General features: G+C 39.5%; 16 protein-coding genes. 14 read left to right on the forward strand and 2 right to left on the reverse strand.

All coding sequences use genetic code 11. From position 1 onward, the window contains the following. The first annotated feature begins 52 nt into the window (after nt 1-52). From glyA to RDQ32_RS06795, 4 genes are all read left to right on the forward strand, one after another. Nucleotides 53-1,309 carry a serine hydroxymethyltransferase gene (glyA, locus tag RDQ32_RS06780; protein ID WP_308579626.1) on the forward strand — a complete coding sequence of 419 codons (1,257 nt, stop codon included), beginning with the start codon at nt 53-55 and terminating at the stop codon, nt 1,307-1,309. 181 nt (nt 1,310-1,490) lie between these two features. Then, the gene (locus RDQ32_RS06785) at nt 1,491-2,435 is read left to right on the forward strand and encodes a transporter (protein WP_308579627.1); all 945 of its coding nucleotides are present in this window, start codon (nt 1,491-1,493) and stop codon (nt 2,433-2,435) included. Nucleotides 2,436-2,592: 157 nt separating this feature from the next. Continuing rightward, on the forward strand, nt 2,593-3,540 hold the full coding sequence (locus tag RDQ32_RS06790) for an alpha-hydroxy-acid oxidizing protein (protein ID WP_308579628.1): 948 nt from the start codon (nt 2,593-2,595) through the stop codon (nt 3,538-3,540). 176 nt (nt 3,541-3,716) lie between these two features. Continuing rightward, the gene (locus tag RDQ32_RS06795) at nt 3,717-4,403 is read left to right on the forward strand and encodes a hypothetical protein (RefSeq protein ID WP_308579629.1); all 687 of its coding nucleotides are present in this window, start codon (nt 3,717-3,719) and stop codon (nt 4,401-4,403) included. 115 nt (nt 4,404-4,518) lie between these two features. Here the strand turns inward: RDQ32_RS06795 and RDQ32_RS06800 are convergent, their stop codons facing one another. Further along, entirely contained in the window at nt 4,519-5,097 is a 579-nt protein-coding gene (locus RDQ32_RS06800) for an ECF transporter S component (RefSeq protein WP_156778095.1), read from the reverse strand. A 500-nt stretch (nt 5,098-5,597) separates the two neighbouring features. On the opposite strand from RDQ32_RS06800, the gene RDQ32_RS06805 reads away from it, so the two are divergent. The 10 genes from RDQ32_RS06805 (at nt 5,598) to RDQ32_RS06850 (ending at nt 19,223) form a co-directional block, all read left to right on the forward strand. Beyond that, nucleotides 5,598-6,902 carry an O-acetylhomoserine aminocarboxypropyltransferase/cysteine synthase family protein gene (locus tag RDQ32_RS06805; protein ID WP_007156533.1) on the forward strand — a complete coding sequence of 435 codons (1,305 nt, stop codon included), beginning with the start codon at nt 5,598-5,600 and terminating at the stop codon, nt 6,900-6,902. Nucleotides 6,903-7,193: 291 nt separating this feature from the next. Then, a complete protein-coding gene (locus tag RDQ32_RS06810) occupies nt 7,194-7,958 on the forward strand; it encodes a 16S rRNA (uracil(1498)-N(3))-methyltransferase (protein WP_007156532.1) in 765 nt (254 codons plus the stop codon). 18 nt (nt 7,959-7,976) lie between these two features. Next, complete coding sequence (locus RDQ32_RS06815; protein WP_007156531.1) at nt 7,977-9,134, forward strand: cysteine desulfurase family protein; 1,158 nt, start codon at nt 7,977-7,979, stop codon at nt 9,132-9,134. A 106-nt stretch (nt 9,135-9,240) separates the two neighbouring features. Continuing rightward, nucleotides 9,241-10,323 (forward strand): 50S ribosomal protein L11 methyltransferase, encoded by a 1,083-nt coding sequence (gene prmA / locus RDQ32_RS06820; RefSeq protein ID WP_308579631.1) that lies wholly within the window; start codon nt 9,241-9,243, stop codon nt 10,321-10,323. Between the two features lie 107 nt (nt 10,324-10,430). Continuing rightward, nucleotides 10,431-11,117 carry a response regulator transcription factor gene (locus RDQ32_RS06825; protein WP_183684161.1) on the forward strand — a complete coding sequence of 229 codons (687 nt, stop codon included), beginning with the start codon at nt 10,431-10,433 and terminating at the stop codon, nt 11,115-11,117. Then, nucleotides 11,114-12,373, forward strand: a complete 1,260-nt coding sequence (locus RDQ32_RS06830; RefSeq protein WP_308579632.1) for a HAMP domain-containing sensor histidine kinase — start codon at nt 11,114-11,116, stop codon at nt 12,371-12,373. The genes RDQ32_RS06825 and RDQ32_RS06830 overlap by 4 nt, the downstream gene beginning before the upstream one ends. A gap of 268 nt (nt 12,374-12,641) precedes the next feature. Continuing rightward, nucleotides 12,642-13,415 carry an ABC transporter ATP-binding protein gene (locus tag RDQ32_RS06835; RefSeq protein WP_308579633.1) on the forward strand — a complete coding sequence of 258 codons (774 nt, stop codon included), beginning with the start codon at nt 12,642-12,644 and terminating at the stop codon, nt 13,413-13,415. Between the two features lie 401 nt (nt 13,416-13,816). Then, the gene (locus RDQ32_RS06840) at nt 13,817-15,778 is read left to right on the forward strand and encodes an FtsX-like permease family protein (RefSeq protein ID WP_308579648.1); all 1,962 of its coding nucleotides are present in this window, start codon (nt 13,817-13,819) and stop codon (nt 15,776-15,778) included. A gap of 444 nt (nt 15,779-16,222) precedes the next feature. Continuing rightward, a complete protein-coding gene (locus tag RDQ32_RS06845; RefSeq protein WP_308579635.1) occupies nt 16,223-17,521 on the forward strand; it encodes a radical SAM protein in 1,299 nt (432 codons plus the stop codon). A gap of 34 nt (nt 17,522-17,555) precedes the next feature. Continuing rightward, on the forward strand, nt 17,556-19,223 hold the full coding sequence (locus RDQ32_RS06850; protein WP_308579637.1) for an ABC transporter ATP-binding protein: 1,668 nt from the start codon (nt 17,556-17,558) through the stop codon (nt 19,221-19,223). 402 nt (nt 19,224-19,625) lie between these two features. Here the strand turns inward: RDQ32_RS06850 and thiI are convergent, their stop codons facing one another. After that, a complete protein-coding gene (gene thiI, locus RDQ32_RS06855; protein ID WP_308579639.1) occupies nt 19,626-20,834 on the reverse strand; it encodes a tRNA uracil 4-sulfurtransferase ThiI in 1,209 nt (402 codons plus the stop codon). Nucleotides 20,835-20,856 lie beyond the last annotated feature (22 nt).

The following is a 20,856-nucleotide window of genomic DNA, read 5'->3' on the forward strand; positions in this document are numbered from 1 at the left end:
GAGTATTTTTGGAAAGAAGATTAAGGAATATTCAGATGAAAAGGAGGCGTGAATGATCAAAGAAATCATGAATTTTATTCAAGAACATGACCCTGAGGTGGGGAAAGGCATCTGGGAAGAGTATGAAAGACAGCAAAACAACATCGAGTTAATTGCTTCTGAGAATATTGTTTCCACTACAGCAATGTTGGCTATGGGAACCGTATTAACCAACAAGTATGCGGAGGGATATCCCGGAAAGCGTTATTACGGAGGCTGTGAAGCCGTAGACGTAGTAGAAGCTATTGCTATCGAAAGAGCGAAGGAATTATTCCATTGTGAATATGCAAACGTTCAACCCCACTCCGGTGCACAAGCAAATATGGCAGTTACCATGGCAATTTGTAAGCCCGGGGACAAGATTATGGGTATGAGCTTGGATGCCGGCGGACATTTAACCCATGGTTCACCCGTAAACTTTTCGGGACTTTACTTTAATATCATTCCTTATGGAATTACCAAAGAAGGCTATATTGACTATGATGCGGTAATGGAGCAGGCTTTAAAAGAAAAGCCGAAGATGATTATTGCCGGTGCCTCCGCATATCCAAGAGTTATTGACTTTAAGCGTTTCCGTGAGATTGCCGATGCTTGCGGCGCAATTCTTTTTGTAGATATGGCGCATATTGCAGGTCTTGTTGCAGCAGGCGTGCATCCAAGCCCGATTCCTTATGCTCATGTTACTACCACAACTACCCATAAGACTTTAAGAGGACCTCGTGGCGGTTTGATTTTATCCAGTAAAGAAGTAGCAGAGAAGTACAACTTCAATAAGTTCGTATTCCCCGGTGTGCAGGGCGGACCTTTAGAGCACGTCATTGCTTCTAAAGCAGTTTGCTTTGGAGAAGCTTTAAAGCCGGAGTATAAAGAATATCAGCAGCAGGTAGCGAAGAATGCGAAGGCATTGGCTGCCGCTATGATGGACAAGGGATTCCAGCTGGTATCCGGCGGAACGGAGAACCACTTAATGCTGGTTGATTTAACCAACTTCCAGGATGTTACCGGAAAGTTCCTGCAGAATGCCTGTGATGAAGTGCACATCACATTAAACAAGAATGCAATTCCCAACGATCCCCGTTCTCCATTCTTAACCTCCGGTGTAAGAATCGGAACTCCCGCAGTTACTGTCCGCGGTTTTAAAGAAGAGGATATGAAGGAAATTGCAGAATGTCTTTACAAAGTAGCTACAGACTTCGAAAGCAGCAAGGAAGAAGTAGCAAGAAGGGTAAGAGCATTAACCGATGCACATCCTATTTATGAAGGAAAGTAAGACTGCCTTACTTTAAAAAATAAAGAAAGAAAGTTATACGAAGAGCCGTTCTGCATTGTGCAGCGGCTCTTCCTTTTTTACATATACTTGCATTTTTTTAAGGTAAAGCATATGATAAGCTGGAAATTTTCAATGGAACGAAAGCAAGAGCCTTTAGGCTTTTATAAAACAAGGAGGGAAAATGGCAGCAGTTTCTGTGATATTTCCGGTGTTCTTCCTACTATTTTTGGGAGGTCACGCCAGAAGAAGAGCTTGGATTAGCCACGAACAAAATGAGGGAGCAAAAAGAATTGCGTTGGATATCTTGTTTCCTTTCCTGATTTATCAGGTTATGGTGGAAACAAATCTGGAAAAGGGCGTGTTTTTAGAAATCATTTTTTTGATTTTTATCTGGATGCTGGTTTACTTTCTGGGAGGACAACTTTCCAAGCTTTTACCGAGAGACTTTCAGGAAATTGCTCCCTTCCTGTGCTTAACCTGCGAAGGCGGGGCAGTAGCACTGCCCTTGTATATCAGCGTGGTGGGAAAGAGCTATACCGCCAATTTGATTCCCTTTGATATCGCGGGAATCCTGATTAACTTTATCTTTGTGCCCTTGATTTTAATGAATAAAAGTATAGGAGAACGGAAGCTTTTACCCTTTGCCAGGAAAATATTTACCAGCTCCTTTATTCTTGCGGTGCTTTTCGGAGTATTCATGAATGCCAGCGGCTTGCATCAAGCCCTTATGCAGAATGCAGGTCTAAAGGCTGTTTTTGACAATACCATGGAGGCGCTGACCGTTCCTATCGGCTCTCTGATATTGTTTAGCCTGGGCTACAGTATGAGGCTGCACAAGGGATTTTTAGCTTCTCTGTTTACTTTGGCAGGAATCCGTATTCTGTTCTGCGGAAGCATTATTCTGTTGTTCTTCCTGCTTTTTAAGGAGCAAATGCAGAATCGAATTTTTTCCTTCGGTGTTATTCTGTATTTCCTTTGTCCTACAGGATTTCCTGTACCTTTACAGATTAAAGGACTTTTACAAAAGGAGGAGCAGGAGGAATTCGTTTCCGCCTTTATTTCCCTGTTTTTACTGATTGCCCTTGCCGCCTATGCCCTTTTGGTTTTATTCTATCCGGTAGCGTAGAAGCTTGGAGGACGCTACGTATCGGGAAGAATAGAATTATTCTAAAGGGTAAATACCGGAATCGGTAAAAGCCGAACTCGGTAAAAGCCGAACGCTAAGGTAAAAAGGCGATATAAAAGCACATGGTTATCAATGGTGATTTTGAAAGGAGATTTTTATGGAAATGAACAATAGCCCATGGCCGGGAAGACCGGGAGTCATTCCGGTAACCAGTGGAAATGCAGAGGATGCCAATCGATACAACAGAGCCTATCTGGACCGAATCCATGTGGAAATGCGGGTGATAGACAGTACAGAGGTTACCCTAGAGAAGGAAATATTTGGTAAGAAATATTCCTCCCCCATTATGATGCCGGCATTTTCCCACTTGAACAAGGTGCTGGAAAATGGAAGAACCCCTATGGAGGAGTATGCTTTAGCGGCAAAGGAATTAAATGCGCTTAACTGGGTAGGGATGGAAGACAATGAAGATTATGGTAAAATCGTTGCTAAAAATCCCGATACAGTGCGGATTATCAAGCCTTTTGCAGATCATGGAAGAATACGGGAGGAAATAGACTTTGCAAGAGAGCAGGGATCTGTGGCAGTGGGAATCGACATTGACCACGTGCCGGGAACAGATGGCCGTTATGATGTGGTAGACGGAATCCCCATGGGACCGGTGTTTAGCAAGGATTTAGCGGACTTTGTAGCCTATGCCAAGCTACCCTTTGTGGCAAAGGGCGTGCTTTCCGTTCAGGATGCACTGAAGGCCAAGGAAGCAGGCTGTGCTGCCATTGTAGTTTCTCACCATCACGGCAGACTTCCCTTCGGTATTGCTCCTCTACAGATTTTACCGAAAATCAAGGAGGCTTTACAGGATAGTAAGATGCAGATATTCGTGGATTGCAGTATGGATACCGGCTATGATGCCTATAAGGCCTTGGCTTTAGGGGCAGATGCGGTTTCCGTAGGTCGGGGAATCCTGCAACCCCTTCTTTCCCATGGGGCAGAGGGCGTAATTTCCAAGGTGGAAAATATGCAGGAGGAACTTCGGGAAATGATGATGTATACCGGAGTGAAAGACTGCGATTCCTTTGATGCCGGTGTTCTGTATCTCTGCTAGTAAGGAGAAGTACGCGAAGCAATCAAATGGCTTTGGTATGGAAAAGCTAAAATGGGAAATGAAAATTCTCTAAATAGATCAGCGAAAAAGAGAAATGGAAATTCTCTAAATAGATTAGCGAAGAAGAGAAATGGAAATTTCCGGAATAGATAAGCGAAAAATAGAAAGGGCAAGGGATGGAAAAAAAGACAGGAGAAAAGGGATTAATGCTGGGGCATTTTGTTTTGCTGCTGCTGGAGTGCATCGTAGTGCTGCACGGATTGCAGGATGACGGACTGGGAACCTTTCGTTTCTATACGACAGATTCTAACCTGCTTTGCGGAATCAGCTCGGCGCTTATGCTCTTTTTCCTTTTACAAAGAAAAAATCAAGAGGGAAAGGGTGTACTCAGTAAAGCCTTACAAAGAAAAGGAGAAAGCTGGACATTTCCTCCCTCCCTTTCCCTTCTCCGCTATATTTCTTCCGTGTGCCTGGCATTGACCTTTTTCGTGGTGCTTTTGGTGCTTGGACCGGAAAACGGATTTGCCCATGAATTTTTGGATGGAACAAGATTTTTCAGCCACTTGCTTTGTCCCTTCCTTTCCATTTGTCTTTTTCTCTTTATGGAAGAGAAGCGAGTCCTTCCTGCATCGGCCATAGGGAAGGCACTGGGGGTAACATTGCTGTATGCCATCCCTCTTTTGATTTTAAATGGGATTGGTCTGGTTTCCGGCCCATACAGCTTTCTAAAAATCCGAGAGCAGTCTGTAGGAAAAACCATCTTCTGGATTGTAGCGATTTTGCTTGGCAATGCACTGCTTGCTCTGGCTTTACAAAAGGGCAAAAATTTATTTTCGGATAATAAAAAACTCCTCACCCGATAGGGTATGAGGAGTTTTTTGCTGCGTAAAGGCTGATTCAGGAGTACTTTAGGCATTTCCCAAAGGAGGGATAATGGAAAAATATAGTGGCAAATATTGATGCTTCGTATCTTGTTTTTTATGCGAGACGCAAAGTATCCATATTTTGCTTTCTGAGTATAGGATAGAGTCCCATGTAGACAAAGACGGAAACGATGGTGGAAGTGATGGCGTTGATTCCTGTAGCCATCAGGTTAATCTTAAAGGACAGTTCCGCAGCAGGCTTTCCTAAAACTAAGAGCTTATAGAAATAGCCGATGCTGGGATCCAGGATCACATTGGCAAAAAGTCCGCAAACGGCAGAAAGTAAAACCCATTTAAAAATTTTGGATTTGTCGTTTGTATCCTGAATCTTTCCTAACTTATGGGCAACCAAGCCTACAATTAAGCCGATGACCATTTTACAAATCAAGGTTTTAGGAGCATAGGTGATATATACCGGATCCAGTAAATCCCCGATGGTCATTCCCAGAGCTCCGGCAAAGCCGCCTAAGGGACCGCCCAGAACCAGCGCTGCAATGACTACTACCGCATTTCCCAAATGAATAGAAGTGGCATCCGCTCCGATAGGAATTTTAATCTGTAAGAAGGTGAATACAGCATAGGATAATGCCGCAAATAGGGCAGTAAGAGTTAATTTTTGTGTCTTGTGCATAATGATTTCCTCCTGAAACTTAGATATTGGGAAAAAGAATGAAGATGATAAAGTGATTTTTAAAACTTCATTTTGTTTATAAACTGAGAATAAGATAAGTCTGAACTTATAAAAATATCCAATTTAAAAGAAAAATATAAGACCAGAATGGAGATATAAAGTACTTTGAAGCTATTGGTATTCCTAAGTTTTTGTTTTAATGACAAGTAAACCTTTAATCGGCATAGAGGGAACAGTGATAAAAGCATTTGCTATAAGCAGAAACTATAGCCAAATCCAAAACTCTTGTATTATACAGGAATTTCAGAAAATGCTAGTATAGCTTCAGCAAGAAAATCTTCTGCAAGTAAGAAGAAAGCAGCAAAAAGTAAGTAGCAAAAAGCGAGTAGCAAGATGTAAGTAAGAATCAGTAAGTATCAGTAAGAAAGAAGCTGAAGGAAAGCTTCCGAAAGAAAGTTTTAAACCATCGGAAAGCTTATGTAGAGTATAAGGAGGAAAATAAAATGGGAGTTAAGAAGAGAAACGAGAGAAATTTTGGATTTGATACCAAGGCGATTCATGTAGGACAGGAGCAGGCGGATCCGGCAACCGGGGCAAGGGCGGTACCTATCTACCAGACCACATCCTATGTTTTCGATAATTCCGATCATGCGGCAGACCGTTTTGCTTTAAGAAATGCCGGAAACATTTACGGACGTTTAACAAACCCCACCCAGGGTGTTTTGGAAGCCAGAGTAGCGGCTTTAGAGGGCGGTGTGGCAGCTCTGGCGGTAGCTTCCGGTGCAGCAGCGGTTACCTATGCTTTTAAGGCTATTGCCCATAAGGGAGACCACATTGTCAGTGCGAAAAACATTTACGGAGGAACCTATAACTTCTTAAAGCATACCTTCCCGGAGTTCGGTGTGGAAACTACCTTCGTTTCTCCCACAGACTTAGCTGAGGCGGAGAAGGCTATTCAGGAAAATACCAAGGCACTCTACATTGAGTCCTTAGGAAATCCAAACGGAGATGCTATTGATATTGAGGCTTGGGCAAATCTTGCCCACAAGCATGGTATTCCCTTGATTGTGGACAATACCTTTGCAACCCCCTATCTGATTCGTCCTATTGAGTACGGTGCAGATATCGTGGTGCACTCCGCAACAAAGTTTATCGGCGGACACGGTTCTTCCTTGGGCGGACTTGTGGTAGATGCCGGAAAATTCGATTGGGCTGAGAGCAAGAAGTGGCCATGGCTTACTGAGCCAAACCCCTCTTACCACGGCGTTCGCTTTGCAGTAGATACAGCCCCTGCGGTAATCGCAACCTACCTTCGTGCCATCACCATCCGTGATGAGGGAGCAGCAATTTCTCCATTCAATGCCTGGGTATTGATTCAGGGCTTGGAGAGTCTTGCCCTTCGTGTAGAGCGTCATAGAGATAACGCATTAAAGGTTGTGGAATATTTAAAGAAGCATCCGAAGGTGGAATCCGTTTCTCACCCTGCGGCATCCACAGATCCGGCTCAGCAGGCGCTTTACAAGAAATATCTGCCCAACGGCGGCGGCTCCATTTTCACCTTTACGGTTAAGGGAAATGAAAGAACCGCTAAGGATTTCATCGATAATCTGGAGTTATTCTCCTTACTGGCAAATGTTGCGGATGTAAAGTCTTTGGCGATTCACCCTGCATCCACCACCCATTCCGAGGGAACCAAGGAGGAGCTTCTTGAGCAGGGCATTCAGGAGAACTCCGTACGTCTTTCCATCGGTATTGAAAATGTGGAGGATATTATTGAAGATTTAGAGGAAGCATTTAAGGCGATTTAAGCTAGGTTTCCTTATATAGTAGAAAAGCAAAAACTATATAAGAAATCTAAAAACTAAAGTTTTTTAGTAGGGTTGATAAACCGACATGGCTTGGAAGAAAGCTTTGTAAAAAGGAAGAGGCAGATGGTAGAAAAACACCATCTGTCTTTGCTTTCTTTTTTGCTTTTGCGATGCTTTCTTTTCTGCCTTTGTATTGCTTTCTTACCTTCCTTTGCGAGGGATTGTATTCTTTTCCGGAAAGCTGTAATATAAAAGAGTTTTTAAGAATATTTCCGGGAAAAGGAAGCGCTAATGCATCATTTTTTTGTGTCGAAAGAAGAGATAGGGGAAGAGAAAATCCTTCTAAGAGGAGAGAACTTTCACCATCTACATAAGGTTTTGCGCGGGCAAATCGGAGAGAAAATCCTGATTTCCGATGGAGAAGGTGTGGATTATCAATGTGAAATTCAGTCCTTTTCGGAGGAAGAGGCGGTTCTGTCCATTTGTTTTCGAGAAGAGCCCCATGAATTGCCTGCAAAGATTATCCTGCTTCAGGCGCTCCCCAAGGGGGACAAGATGGAATGGATTATCCAAAAGGCGGTGGAGCTGGGGATTTCCGCCCTGATTCCTTTGGAAAGCAAGAACACGGTGATGAAGCTGAAGGAAAAAAAGGAAGAGAAGAAAATCAGTCGATGGCAAAGCATTATGGATTCTGCGGCAAAGCAGAGTAAACGTTCCATTCTTCCAAAAATGGAAAACGGAATGGGATGGAAGGAAGCATTTTCCTATGTGAAGGATTGTGATTTTAAGCTTTTGCCCTATGAAAATGAAAGAGGCGTAATTCCCACAAGAGAAATCCTCGCTAAGATGGAAGCAGCTGTGAAAGGGAAGAAGAACTGCTCCATTGCCCTTTGTATCGGGCCGGAGGGAGGCTTTACCAAGGAAGAGGTGGAGCAAGCCATGGGAGAGGGATTCCTCCCTATCAGTCTGGGAAAACGCATTTTACGGACAGAAACTGCAGCCATTACGGCATTAAGCCTGATTATGATGCAGCTGGAATATGCAACAACGGAGTAAGACCGGAAGGAGAAGAAGATGAGAAGTATCTATTTGGATAATGCAGCCAGTACCAAGGTATATCCTGAGGTGGCGGATTTGATGACCACCACCATGTTGGCAGACTATGCAAACCCATCGGCAAAGCACAAGATGGGCGTGGAAGCGGAAGCCTATTATCGTGAGGCCAGAGAGACCATTGCAAACACTTTGAAGTGCAAGGAAAAAGAGATTATTTTCACTTCCGGAGGAACGGAGTCCAACAATACCGCCTTTATGGGAACCTGCTTTGGCATGGAAAGACAGGGTAAGCACATCATTACCTCCGCCATTGAGCATCCGGCGGTTTATAAGCCCCTGGAGTTTTTGGAGCAGCACGGTTTTTCCTTAACGGTTCTTCCGGTGGATGAAAAGGGACATATTTCATTAACAGATTTGGAAAATGCCATTCGGGAAGACACCATTCTGGTTTCCATTATGACGGTAAACAACGAGATGGGAGCGGTTCAGGACATTGCCGCCATCGGACAATGCATTAAGGCGAAGAATCCTAAAACCCTTTTCCATACGGATGCCATTCAGGCCTATGGAAAAATGGAGCTTCGTCCCAAGAGAGATATGGTAGACCTGCTTTCCGTCAGCGGACATAAGCTTCACGGACCAAAGGGCATCGGATTTTTGTATGTGGATGAAAAGGTAAAGCTTTCTCCGTTAATGCTTGGGGGAGGACACCAGAACGGTCTTCGCTCCGGTACCCTGAATATCCCCGGTATTGCAGGGCTGGGCCTTGCGGCAAAGCTTAGCTACAGCCATTTTAAAGAAAAGCAGGAAATGCTCTATCATTTGAAGGATTTCTTTATTGATGAATTGGAAAAAATAGAAGGAGTGACCGTACATTCGGAAAAAGGGGAGGCATCCGCACCCCATATCGTTTCCGCAGCCTTTCAGGGGGTAAAGGCGGAGGTTCTGCTTCATGCCTTGGAGGAAAGAGGAATCTATGTCAGCAGCGGCTCGGCCTGCTCCTCTAACCACCCCGGAATCTCCGGAACCTTGAAAGCCATCGGGCTAAGTCATGGTGATTTGGATTCCACCCTGCGCTTTTCCTTCTCCCAATATACAGAGAAGAGAGATTTGGAGGAATGTATCAGCGTTTTAAAAGAAGAATTACCGGTTTTAAGGAAATTTTTTAAGGCATAAAAGAAAGGGGCTGCAAAAATCAGAAATCAGTTTTCCTATATCTGATTTTTGAGACCCCTGTTTTTTACTATTAAAAAGAGGGAAAGAAAGAAGGAAAGGGGCTGCTATGGTTTGGCGTAAGTATAGCATTGATACCACTGTTGAAGCGGAGGAGATTCTGGCCGCGTTTCTTATGGAGGAATTGGGCATTGAAGGAGTAGAGTTTTCCGACCAGCGGGGCATTACCGAGGAAGAGGCGAAAACGATGTTTGTAGACCTTTATCCCGAGGGAGATGACAGCATAGAGGATGCCACCCTTTCCTTTTATGTGGAAGTGCTTTCCAAAGAAGATAAGGAAAGACGAAAGGAGGAGGTGGAAAAGGTCTTTTCCGACCCCTTGGTGGATCATTCCTATACTTTGAATTCTTCCAACATTTTCACGGAGGAAGAATGCGATGAAATTCTCAGAGCAGTGAGAGAAGAACTGGAAAATATGTCTTCCTACTGCAATATCGGGAAGGGAAGCATTAGCCAATCCGAAACGGAGGATAAGGACTGGCTGAATGCCTGGCATGACTTCTTCCATTCCTTTTCCGTGGGAGATTTTTTCATCTGCCCAAGCTGGGAGGAGGTACCGAAGGAAGCTGAGGGGAAAATTCTGCTGTCGGTAGATCCGGGCACCACCTTCGGAACCGGACAACATGAAACCACCAAGCTCTGCCTTCAGGCTTTAGGAAAATACGGAAAGGGAAAGGAGAGGGTTCTGGATCTGGGAACCGGCTCCGGAATTCTGGGCATAGCTGCCCTCAAGATGGGTGCAAAGGAAGTATTTGCCACGGATTTAGACCCCCTATGTGAGAGCGCAGTAGAAGAAAACCTTTTGAAAAATACCCTTTCCAAAGAACAAATGACTCTTTTTATCGGTAATATTCTGGGACAGGAAAAGGAAGAGCAGGACTTTAGGAAAGGATGTGAAGAAAATCCCTTTTCTTTGGTTTTAGCCAATATTTTAGCACCGGTTATCATTGCCTTGGCACCGGAAGTACCAAAGTTTTTGGAAGAAGGAGGAATCTTTATTGCCTCCGGAATTTTGGAAGAAAAGGCGGAGGAAGTCAGAGAGACCCTGAAAGCAGTGAAGGAATGGGAAATTCTGGAAGAGCTGCAGGAAGGGGAGTGGCACGCCTTTATATGTAGGAAAAAGTCATTTTAAGAGAAAGAGTCAGTAGTTTTATTTAAACAAAGTAAAGAATATACAAATCTACCATCTATTTATTAACGCATACAGGGAGAAGCAGAAAGTGAGGTAGAGCTGTTTTTATGATTTATGATTGTCTAATCATTGATGATGAGAAAAGTTTGCTGGAAGCCACAAGTGAATATTTGAATTTGTTCGGTATCAGTACCGTTACGGCAGAGTCTGATGAGGGATGTTTTGAAGTTCTTTCTCGAGATAAGGTAAAGTTAATTTTGCTGGATATTAATTTGGGTGATGAATCCGGGTTTGAACTTTGTAAAAAAATTCGACAAATGACTGATGTGCCCATTATTTTCATCAGTGCACGTAGCAGTACGGATGATATGATTTTAGCCTTACATATTGGAGGGGATGATTATATACAAAAACCTTATTCTCTCAGCTATTTGCTTGCAAAAATACAGGTTTTCTTGAAACGATATTATCCGGAAGATAAATTAGACGGCGTGAGCGTGGGAAGATGTGAGGCTGATTTAAAAAAAGAAGAATTATATAACGCCGGGGAAAGAATAAAGCTGAAAGGAATGGAAAAAAAGTTACTTTTCTATCTCCTGAAAAATCAAGGCAGAACCATATCGAAAGAGGAATTATTCCAAAATGTATGGCAGGATAGTATCACCGGAGATAATACACTAAATGTCCATATTCGCAGATTAAGAGAAAAAATAGAGATAGATCCTAACGAACCGCAAGTTTTAAGGACGGTTTGGGGGATAGGGTACATGTTGACATTAGGAGAAGGACAATGAAAAAAGGGTATCTCTATTTTCTACTAATCTTGATCCTTTCCTGGCTTACCCTAGTATTGTTGGTTTTACCGATAATGAAGAAGCCTAACGATTTTGCTGAGGTAAATTATATCAGAAAGTCAGTGGAAAAAAACTGGGGGCACTGGGAAGACAGTGTTTTTCGAGATAGGAAAAGCAATCTTTCATTCTATGTTATTAATGAGCAGGGAGATATTGTTTACGAATCCATGCTCATGAAGAGACGTGGATTGGAAGACTCTATAAAAAACAAAGATACGATTATAGATATTGTAAAAAACGAGAAAGTAGTGGGAAAGCTTATTGTTTTAAATGAAGATTATGAACGTTACGTTTCGTACAGTATTCGTATGAGAAATATCTATTTACTGATTAACAGTTTGTTTTTTCTTATTATTGCAATCCTGGTATTTGAAATATGGAGAACCATACTTCAACCACTAGACCAATTAAAAGTTTTTGCAGAAAGAATTTCAGATGGAAATCTTGAGATGCCTCTCAGTATTCATAGTAACAATGCTCTTAGTACATTTGCCAATAGCTTTGATATTATGAGAGAGAAGCTTTTAAACGCTAAAATCAATGAGCAAAATGCTCTAAAAAAGAGAAAAGAGCTTATAGCCTCGTTAAGTCATGATATAAAAACGCCGATTGCTTCCATAAAAGCAACTACAGAACTTCTTGCTTTACAAGAGGATAACGAATCCAAAAGAAAAAAGATGATGATAATTATGGATAAAGCGGAGCAAATCAATCTTTTGGCTTCCAATTTATTGCAGTCTACATTAGATGAGTTGGAGGAAATGGAAGTTATTGTAAGAGAAGAATGTAGTGAAGTTGTAACAGATATTATTCGTAGTGCAGATTACAAAAACTATATCAGAGAAATATCCATTCCTTCCTGCATTATAAAAATAGACAAGAATCGGCTATTGCAGGTTTTCGATAACATAATCAATAATTCTTATAAATATGCGAATACGGAGATTACTGTATCTTCCTGTTTTTCCGATCAGTACTTACGAATATCTGTTAGTGATTTTGGAGATTGCATTGAAGAGGAGGAAATCCACTTGGTGGATCAAAGATTTTATAGAGGGAAAAAAGCCAAGGATTTTGCCGGTTCCGGATTGGGCTTATATATTTGCAAAAAGATTATAGATAAAATCGGCGGAAGAATTCGTTTTGATAAAATAGAGAATCAATTTTGTGTAACGATAGATTTGCCATTGGCTTAATCAGATGGATGATACTACAGGAAACTTTCAAAGGAAGACTTCCTGTAGTATTTTTTGTTCGTACAGAGTATTGATTGCAGAGTCTGTATTTTCAGTAGCATTTTAGAAAATGGAATAAAGCAAATCATGGGCATTATATAGTTAAGAATCATGATGAGTCAGTTAAGAATTGTTAAGGAAGAGGCAAAGACTGCTAAGATTTTGAATGATAAAATCAATATAGAAAAAGGGTCGTGCAAGCAGAAATGAACCATGAAAGGAATGCAAAATGGTGAATCATGATAAAAATATAATCATTAGAACGGAAAAGCTCTGTAAAAGCTTTTCAACGAAAAACCATAGTGAACACATCTTAAAGAATATAGATTTAGAAATTTATGAGAGGGATTTTACTGTGGTTATGGGAGCATCAGGCTCCGGTAAGTCAACTCTTCTCTATATGCTTTCTGGAATGGATAGGCCTTCCTTGGGAAGAGTCTTCTTTAGAGACGAAGAGATATCGGGTAAATCCAATAATGCGTTATCCGACTTTAGAAGAAATCACTGTGGATTTGTATTCCAACAGATTAATTTGATTCATAATCTTACGGTTCTGGATAACATTGTGCTGTGCGGTCTGTTAAGAAATAAAAATAATGCTGAAGTTATGCAGAAAGCAAAGCGGCTGCTCTCAATGGTTCATATTGAAGAAAAAAATTGGGATAAAAATCCCTCAGAAATTTCAGGAGGTGAAGCACAAAGAGTTGCAGTTGTCCGTGCGGAAATCAATGAGCCGGACATATTGTTTGCCGATGAACCTACAGGAGCACTAAACTCCGAAGCAGGGGGCAGAGTTTTAGATCTATTAAGCAATATTCATCAACAAGGTCGAAGTGTCTTAATGGTTACCCATGACTTTAATGCAGCTTTAAGAGGAAATCGCATACTGTATTTAAAGGATGGAGTGATTTGCGGGGAGTGTAATCTGGGACAATATACAGCAGATAAGGACAAAGAAAGAATAAAACAATTGGATGGCTTTTTAAAGGAAATGGGATGGTAATGATGATAAAAAGAATATTACTTTTTAACCTTTCTAAAATCAAAAAAACTGTTTATGGATCTGTTATCTTTGTTTTCTTGATTGCGGTGTCTTCGCTCTTGATAAGCATATCCTTCTCCATGGAAGATAGCTTTTCTTCCCTGTTTAAGGCTGTTTATAAAGCAACAAACTGTGCAGACTATAGTGCAATATTTCCCAGAGAATACTTAGAAAAGAAAAGAGGGGAAATTGAAGCTTTAATTAAAGAATCAGAAATGAATTCCGCCTATGAAATCGAAGATGCTTTAATTTTTTTAAAAACAGCAATATCTGTAGAAAATGAGGAAGAATTACAGGGCTCGTGGATTATACGGAATTTCGATAGAGACAATCTTTTATCTACTGTCAATGTTGTGGAAAAAATGGAGACTCAGCCGGAGAATGCCATCTTTGTTCCTTATCTGTGCAAGACCTTATTTGGTTTTCAATTAGGAGAAAATTTATCTATAAAATACCTTGGTGAGTATAAGACCTTTATGATTACCGGTTTTACGGAGGATATTTTATATGGTAATCGAGGCATTATGGCTTTTGATGTACCGGAGAAAACTTTCTCGGAATTGGAAAATTCTCTTGGAAATGATAGACGCAGTGCTTTATTGTTGCTTAAGTCTGAAGATAAGCATTTAAACCAAAACTTTATCCCACTCATCAAAGAGGCACCTTATGGAACCTATACGGATATTGCTTCCGCTCGGTATTCTATGCACTCCACATTACACGTTTACAGTATTGCGATACTTTTCTTTTCTATGGTAACTCTGATAGTGGTTTGCCTGGTAATGTATTTTAGAATTAAAGACAGTTTTTATAAGGATTTTAAAACAATTGGAGTAATGAAAGCCCTAGGCATTAGCGATAGGGAAATTCGACTATCCTTTGTATTCCAATATATTTTCTTAGGCTTTATGGGAAGCGTTCTAGGGATTTTATTGTCTGCTGTATTGGCATCCACTTTCATTCCCTCCATAACGGCAGAAAGCGGTATGAAGTGGGTAAATTTTTTTCACATGATGAGAGGATTAGAAATCCTATTGCTGAATCTAATTATAGTATTCCTATTTGCTTTTCATGCAACCGTTACCGTAAAGAAAATCACTCCGGTAGCAGCTATAAGAGGACAAAGAGCTAATTATAATGGCGGAATCAGTCATTCATTTTTGGGGAAAATTCCGTTATCCTTAGACTTTTTATCGGCTATCTATTTATTGATTAGTAGAAAGAAACAAAATATAGCCATCTGCTTGATTGTTGCCTTAGCAGTATTATCCTCTTCATTTTTTATCACTTTATTTTCCAATATTGTTCAGAAAGAAGACGGTTTATCGCAAATCAGTGGTATGGAGAAATTTGATATTGTTTTAAAGCCCGGGGAAGAAGCAGATATTCAGAAGCTATATCAGAGAATATCCGATATGGATAACACCAAAGCAGTCATAAAATGCATAGGTCCCGGAGGGGGAGAAATCCTATGTGATAACAATGTAAGTGGAAGAATAACGGTTTATGATGACTATGAGAAATTGGAAAAAATAGGATTATACAAGGGAAGGTATCCTTTCTATGACAATGAAATTGCCATTTCGCTTAATCTCTCCAAGAGTTTAAAAAAAGGAATAGGAGATGTGATTTCAATTAGAAATGATTATCAAGAGCAAGCTCCGGAGGAAGAGTATGTAGTAACCGGACTGACACAAGGCAGCTATACCGGAGGACTGGATGTTTTCTTTAGCTATGAGGGTATCCTAAAAATAGAACCGGATGCCAGGTGGGAATCAATGTATGTATATTTAAAACATGATAGGGATATAGAAGGAGCAATATCGAATATTCAATCTCAAATAGGGGATGAAATTGTTTATATCGAAAATTTCAAAGGGCTGTTTAATAGCCAATTTGCTTCTGTTATAGCCAACGTAAAGGCAATACTCGTCTGGGTACTTTTGCTAAGTATGCTTATTACGCTAACTACAGTGATTTTACTGGTAAAGACAGTTGTGTTGAATAATGAAAGTGATTTTGCGGTGATGAGAGCAATGGGCTTCACCACCTATCAGATAGCAAGGCAGATTTCTATGAGCATCCTGCCGATTTTGATGATGGCTTCCTTTATAGGATATGTGTTGTCATTATTATTCACCAATAGAATTTTGATCCTTATGTTACAAGGAATGGGGATTTATGACTTGCGATTCAATCTTCCTAATGGATATATACTTTGTTATGCAATAATCCTTATAGTATTATCTTACTTCCTGTCCATACTCTATGTATGCAGACAGAGCAAGTACACTCCTAATTATATTATGAATAGAGGGGAGTAAAAAATTGTTTATAAGCTCTTGAGTAAATGCAGTTAATTGAAGAAAGGAGAAAATGATATGAGATTCAAGATTTTAGAAAGAGGCTACTTAACATTTTCAGAAGTCAATTTTTGTGGAATTTTTGGAAACTGCATTACAAGAATCAGATAATGTTCTGGATTTTTAAGAAATGAAGTTGTCGTTTAACTACTTTCATATTGTATATGTTGTTATATCAATACCACGTTAGATTAGTTTAGCAGTTAATTTACTTGAGAGCTTATAAAAATAGATATTTATAGTAGTACTGTAAGAGATTATATTGTCGGGGGTAATATTTTAAAAGAGATTGCATTGGCTTTTGGAAGGACAATTTTTATCATTTATATTCCGACTATAACGTGATTTCTGATAGTTATCTATGGTAGAAAAAGTTGCTAAAACGCTATTAATTAAGGAGAAACAATGGTAGCTTCAAAGTATAATTTATTATTAGATATTGAAGGGAAAGAGTATCTTTTCAATCTGGCATCTCAATGTTTGATTTCTTGTGATCACGATTTAGTCGACTTTTTGTATGGAAATCAGGAAATTTATTTATCAAAAGACGAAGAAACTAGCTTATATGAAAATGGCATTATAGTTGATAGCCATGAATTTGAGGTCTCAAGATTAAAGAGCAATATATCTTCGTTAAAGTTTGATAAAACTAAAATGGCGGCATTTATCTCGACAACATCAGCTTGCAATTTAAATTGTACATATTGTTATCAGGATAGAAGGAAAGAACTTAATTGTAAGAAGTATATGACTGAACGCAATTGGAAAGTGGTTCTTGAATATTTTAAAAATGAAATAAAAACACATAATACTAAATTATTTGCTGTTAGTCTTTTTGGTGGGGAACCAATGTTTAATGATTCTATGTGTCAGCAAATAATTACAGATCTGAGACGTCTAGAAGATGCTTTTCCAGAATTAGTGATTCAGTGTGTATTGATTACCAATGGTACTTTATTTAATGAGAATAATATTAAATTTTACTTGGATAATATAGACAATATCCAAATTACGCTAGACGGAATTAAGGAGATTAATGATTCATTCCGAGTATATCCCAACGGGGAGGGGAGCTTTGACAAGATTATTTCAAGTTTAAAATTAATTAAAAAATATAAAACTTCAGATATTTTGAGTACGATATGTTTGCGAATAAATGTAAACAAAGAAACAGTGAACAAATCTAAAGAGTTGATAGATTATTTAATTGATAATAATCTTGCACAAGCTATTACATCAATAAAATTCCATGAGATATTTGGAACCCAAGGAGAGATCATTTTAGATGGTAATGATGAGAGGGACAATGATATTGAATTGGCAAAAGAAATTGTTAAGTTAAATTATTATTTAATTGAAAATGGGATTAAGGTATTTAAAGAAGTTAGTGGGCTGTGTATTGGTAAATTAGCAAATGGATATACAGTGGATGAACAACTTAACATATATGCTTGTCCTGGGCTATTATATAGTGATGTTCATGGCAAAATAAGTACTGATGGGAAGTTAATTATAGATAATAAGAAATGGTATGATTATCATTTGGAAGAGGCAAAATGTATTAACTTTTGTAAGTATGCTCCAATATGCTATGGAGGATGTACCTGGGCAAAAGGAGAAAATGAAAAGGACTGTATGAGGGATATTTTTGATGCAACTCTTGTGGATAAAATAAAGACTTACATAATATCGCAATATATTTAAGACGCTTCGTTTAACAAGGTATAAAGGGATAAAAATGACAAACTATATTCTAAGATACAAATACTCTATATTCCTTAGTTTTTTCCTTAGTATTTTACTGGGAATAATGGATGTTGGGAAAGGCATAATATTAAAAGAAATTATTGATACTGCAATCACAAATAACAATTCAGGATTTTTGAGAATTATTGTTGTAATCATTATTTTTATCTTGTCAAATATAGTCCTATATGCATCATTTCAGAGACTATCCCTTCTGATAGCGTCTTATATATGTAAAGACATTAAGAATGATTTAATAGGTAATATCATAAATAAACCGGGCTGCGATAATATGGAGTTCATATCTACTGTAAATAAAGATGTAGATTTGATATATGAAAAAAAATTAATCAATCTTTTTATGTTAGTTAGAACAATGTCTTCATTTGTACTTTCGCTCGGCTATTTGATATATGTTAATATATATATTGCAATGTCTGTTGTGGCTTGTGGATTAATTAGTATTTATTTGCCAGGTTTATTTGTAAATAAAAGTTCTGAATTAAAAAATGTATATATAGAAGCTACTGCACAGTTTTTTCGTATGCTAAAAGAACTATTATACGGAATTGAAACTATCAAACTTTTTATGCTTGAAAACGAATATTTAATAAAGCTAAATGATTCAAATAAAAAAGTTGAGGAAAGCAGGTTACGATCTAATTTTTATGATGATTGTATACAGTTATTGGTAACATCTAATGGATTTTTGATCTTGTCTATAAATGTTGTTTTGGCTGCATTTTTATCACATAAAGGCTATTTTTCAATAGGAACTGCTTTGGCAATCATGCAAGTTATGAACTATGTTATTTTGCCTATAAATCAGGGACCATTTTACATTGCCGAAATGAATTCGATTTATCCGATAGAACAAAAAATACTCGGGATACTGGAAAAAGTAACTTATGAGAAAACATTAGATAAAGAGAAAGTATTACAAGAAGAAATTAAAACTATAGAGATAAAAAACCTGAGTTATTGTTATTCGGGTTCTCAAAGTTTTGCAATAGAAAACCTTGATTTATTATTAGAACGAGGTAAAAAGTATGTATTACTAGGAAGTAGTGGGAGTGGTAAAAGCACTTTATTAAAGGTGTTAACAAAGCTTAATAAAGCGTATTCTGGAAAAATAGAAATAGATGGCGAAGAACTTTCTGATATAGATGAAATATCGCTGAGGAAGAAAATTAATTTTGTACAACAGGATCCTTATATATTTCAAGATACATTAGAATTTAATATATGTTTAAGACATGATGTTGAGAAGAAAGAATTGGATAAAGTTATTGAATTGGTAAATCTAAAGGAACTAATTAGAAAATTACCTCATGGAGTAAAAACAGTTTTATCAGATAATGGAAATAATTTATCAGGAGGAGAAAAACAAAAAATAGCAATTGCAAGAGTTTTTATTAGAGAACCAGAGATTATATTTGTGGATGAGGGGATGAGTGCATTGGATACAAAGAATACATACTTTTTGGAAAATATGTTTCTCAAGTATAATGGAACCATTGTTACTATCAGTCATAAGAGCAATCCACAAATTCTGAAACAATACGATCAAATAGTAGTAATGGAGAATTCAAGAATAGTAGCTGTTGGAAATTTTAATCAAGTGGCTCAATCTCCATATTCATATTTGTTAAACGTATAGCAATTCCAAAATTGAACTTATTCTATATTCTAAAAAGTAATGTGAACATTTTATTTGAAGCTTAAATTAATTGTTCGTTGTTAGAATAAGAATTGGAGAAGCAGTAAAAATGTAGGAAAAGACAGTTCTTTCCTTCCGGTATAGGTCTAAAATGGGGGTAATCTGAGTCCGCCGGTACTTACTGAAAGCGAAGCTTGAAGTTAGTGTCCGAAAGGGCAGACTTTTCATCAGAAAAGTCGTCCTGTAGCTGACCAACTTCCTAAAGAAGTTGCTTTGAGAAGCAAAGTGAGCAGTGGGTGACATAGCCACTGCTCAGTCGTGGCGAGGTTAGCGAGAGCATGCCCCAATTTAAGACCTATATCGGAAGGAAGGCTTAAACATGACTTTTCCTACATCATTTTTTTAATTTTCAGCAGCCTTATCCTTCCGCATTAAAATTGCCTCAGCCCCATTAATGGCCTTCTCCACCATTTCCGCAACGATGGGCGCCAGCTTTTCCTCTGACTTCCGAATCTTCTCCGGAATGGGCTTGGTAACCGGGTGCTTTGCCACGAAGATGGTACAGCAATCCTCGTAGGGCTCAATGGAGGTTTCGTAGGTGCCGATTTCCTGAGCCACATCCACGATTTCCTGCTTATCGAAGGCAATCAAGGGACGGTAAACCGGCAGGGTGCAGACCTCGTTAGTGCATACCAGACTTTGCAGAGTCTGGGAAGCCACCTGTCCGATGGATTCTCCGGTGATTAAGCCGATACAGTTATTTTTATAAGCCAATGCCTCTGCAATCCGCATCATGTAGCGGCGCATAATAATGGTTAGCTCCTCATGGGGGCAGTGCTCATAGATAGCCAGCTGGATATCCGTGAAATTTACCACATGCAGCATTATGGGACCGGTATAGGTGGAAACCTGCTTGGCCAGATCCATAACCTTGATTTTTGCTCTTTCACTGGTATAGGGTGGAGCATGGAAGTAGGTTGCCTCCAGCAAAGCACCCCGCTTTGCCACCTTGTAGCCCGCAACGGGAGAGTCAATTCCTCCGGAAAGTAAAAGCATGGCCTTGCCGTTGGTGCCAAGAGGCATTCCTCCCAGTCCGGGAATGATTTTTCCGTAAATGTTCATATACTGGCGGATTTCCACCCGAAGCTTCACATCCGGCTTATGCACATCCACCCGAGCATTGGGGAAGGCCTCCAAAATGCTGTGTCCCAGCTCCTGATCCAGCTCCGGAGAGGTCATGGGGTAGGACTTTTCCGCTCTTCGGCTTTCCACCTTGAAGGAAACGCTGCTGTCTCCATAGGCTTCTTTAAAGTAGGAAAGGACCGCATTTTCCAAAACGGAGAAGTCCGGGCTTAAAGGCACCTGCACCATGGGCGCAATGCCGGCAATACCGAACACATGGCGAAGGGCATCAATACACTCCTCATAATCATAGTCCTCGGACTTCACATTCACATAGATTCTTCCCCGTTCCCGGCTAACGGAATAGCTTCCGGTGGCTCTCTTTAATTTCATCCGAATATCATGAACCAGGGCGTCCTCAAAGACATAACGGTTTTTACCCTTGGTGCCGATTTCTGCATATTTAATCAAAAATGCTTGGTATTGCATAATTCTCCTTCTTTACATAAGA

The organism is uncultured Oribacterium sp., assembly GCF_902481605.1.
Classification (GTDB): Bacteria; Bacillota; Clostridia; order Lachnospirales; family Lachnospiraceae; genus Oribacterium; species Oribacterium sinus.

What these genes read in the sequence shown, in the direction of transcription:
- RDQ32_RS06810 (WP_007156532.1), top strand. Translation starts at nt 7,194, where the DNA reads ATGCATCATTTTTTTGTGTCGAAAGAAGAGATAGGGGAAGAGAAAATC.
- RDQ32_RS06790 (WP_308579628.1), top strand. Translation starts at nt 2,593, where the DNA reads ATGGAAATGAACAATAGCCCATGGCCGGGAAGACCGGGAGTCATTCCG.
- RDQ32_RS06845 (WP_308579635.1), top strand. Translation starts at nt 16,223, where the DNA reads ATGGTAGCTTCAAAGTATAATTTATTATTAGATATTGAAGGGAAAGAG.
- RDQ32_RS06815 (WP_007156531.1), top strand. Translation starts at nt 7,977, where the DNA reads ATGAGAAGTATCTATTTGGATAATGCAGCCAGTACCAAGGTATATCCT.
- RDQ32_RS06840 (WP_308579648.1), top strand. Translation starts at nt 13,817, where the DNA reads ATGGAGACTCAGCCGGAGAATGCCATCTTTGTTCCTTATCTGTGCAAG.
- RDQ32_RS06850 (WP_308579637.1), top strand. Translation starts at nt 17,556, where the DNA reads ATGACAAACTATATTCTAAGATACAAATACTCTATATTCCTTAGTTTT.
- RDQ32_RS06825 (WP_183684161.1), top strand. Translation starts at nt 10,431, where the DNA reads ATGATTTATGATTGTCTAATCATTGATGATGAGAAAAGTTTGCTGGAA.
- thiI (WP_308579639.1), bottom strand. Translation starts at nt 20,834, where the DNA reads ATGCAATACCAAGCATTTTTGATTAAATATGCAGAAATCGGCACCAAG.
- RDQ32_RS06805 (WP_007156533.1), top strand. Translation starts at nt 5,598, where the DNA reads ATGGGAGTTAAGAAGAGAAACGAGAGAAATTTTGGATTTGATACCAAG.
- RDQ32_RS06785 (WP_308579627.1), top strand. Translation starts at nt 1,491, where the DNA reads ATGGCAGCAGTTTCTGTGATATTTCCGGTGTTCTTCCTACTATTTTTG.
- prmA (WP_308579631.1), top strand. Translation starts at nt 9,241, where the DNA reads ATGGTTTGGCGTAAGTATAGCATTGATACCACTGTTGAAGCGGAGGAG.
- glyA (WP_308579626.1), top strand. Translation starts at nt 53, where the DNA reads ATGATCAAAGAAATCATGAATTTTATTCAAGAACATGACCCTGAGGTG.
- RDQ32_RS06795 (WP_308579629.1), top strand. Translation starts at nt 3,717, where the DNA reads ATGGAAAAAAAGACAGGAGAAAAGGGATTAATGCTGGGGCATTTTGTT.
- RDQ32_RS06830 (WP_308579632.1), top strand. Translation starts at nt 11,114, where the DNA reads ATGAAAAAAGGGTATCTCTATTTTCTACTAATCTTGATCCTTTCCTGG.
- RDQ32_RS06835 (WP_308579633.1), top strand. Translation starts at nt 12,642, where the DNA reads ATGGTGAATCATGATAAAAATATAATCATTAGAACGGAAAAGCTCTGT.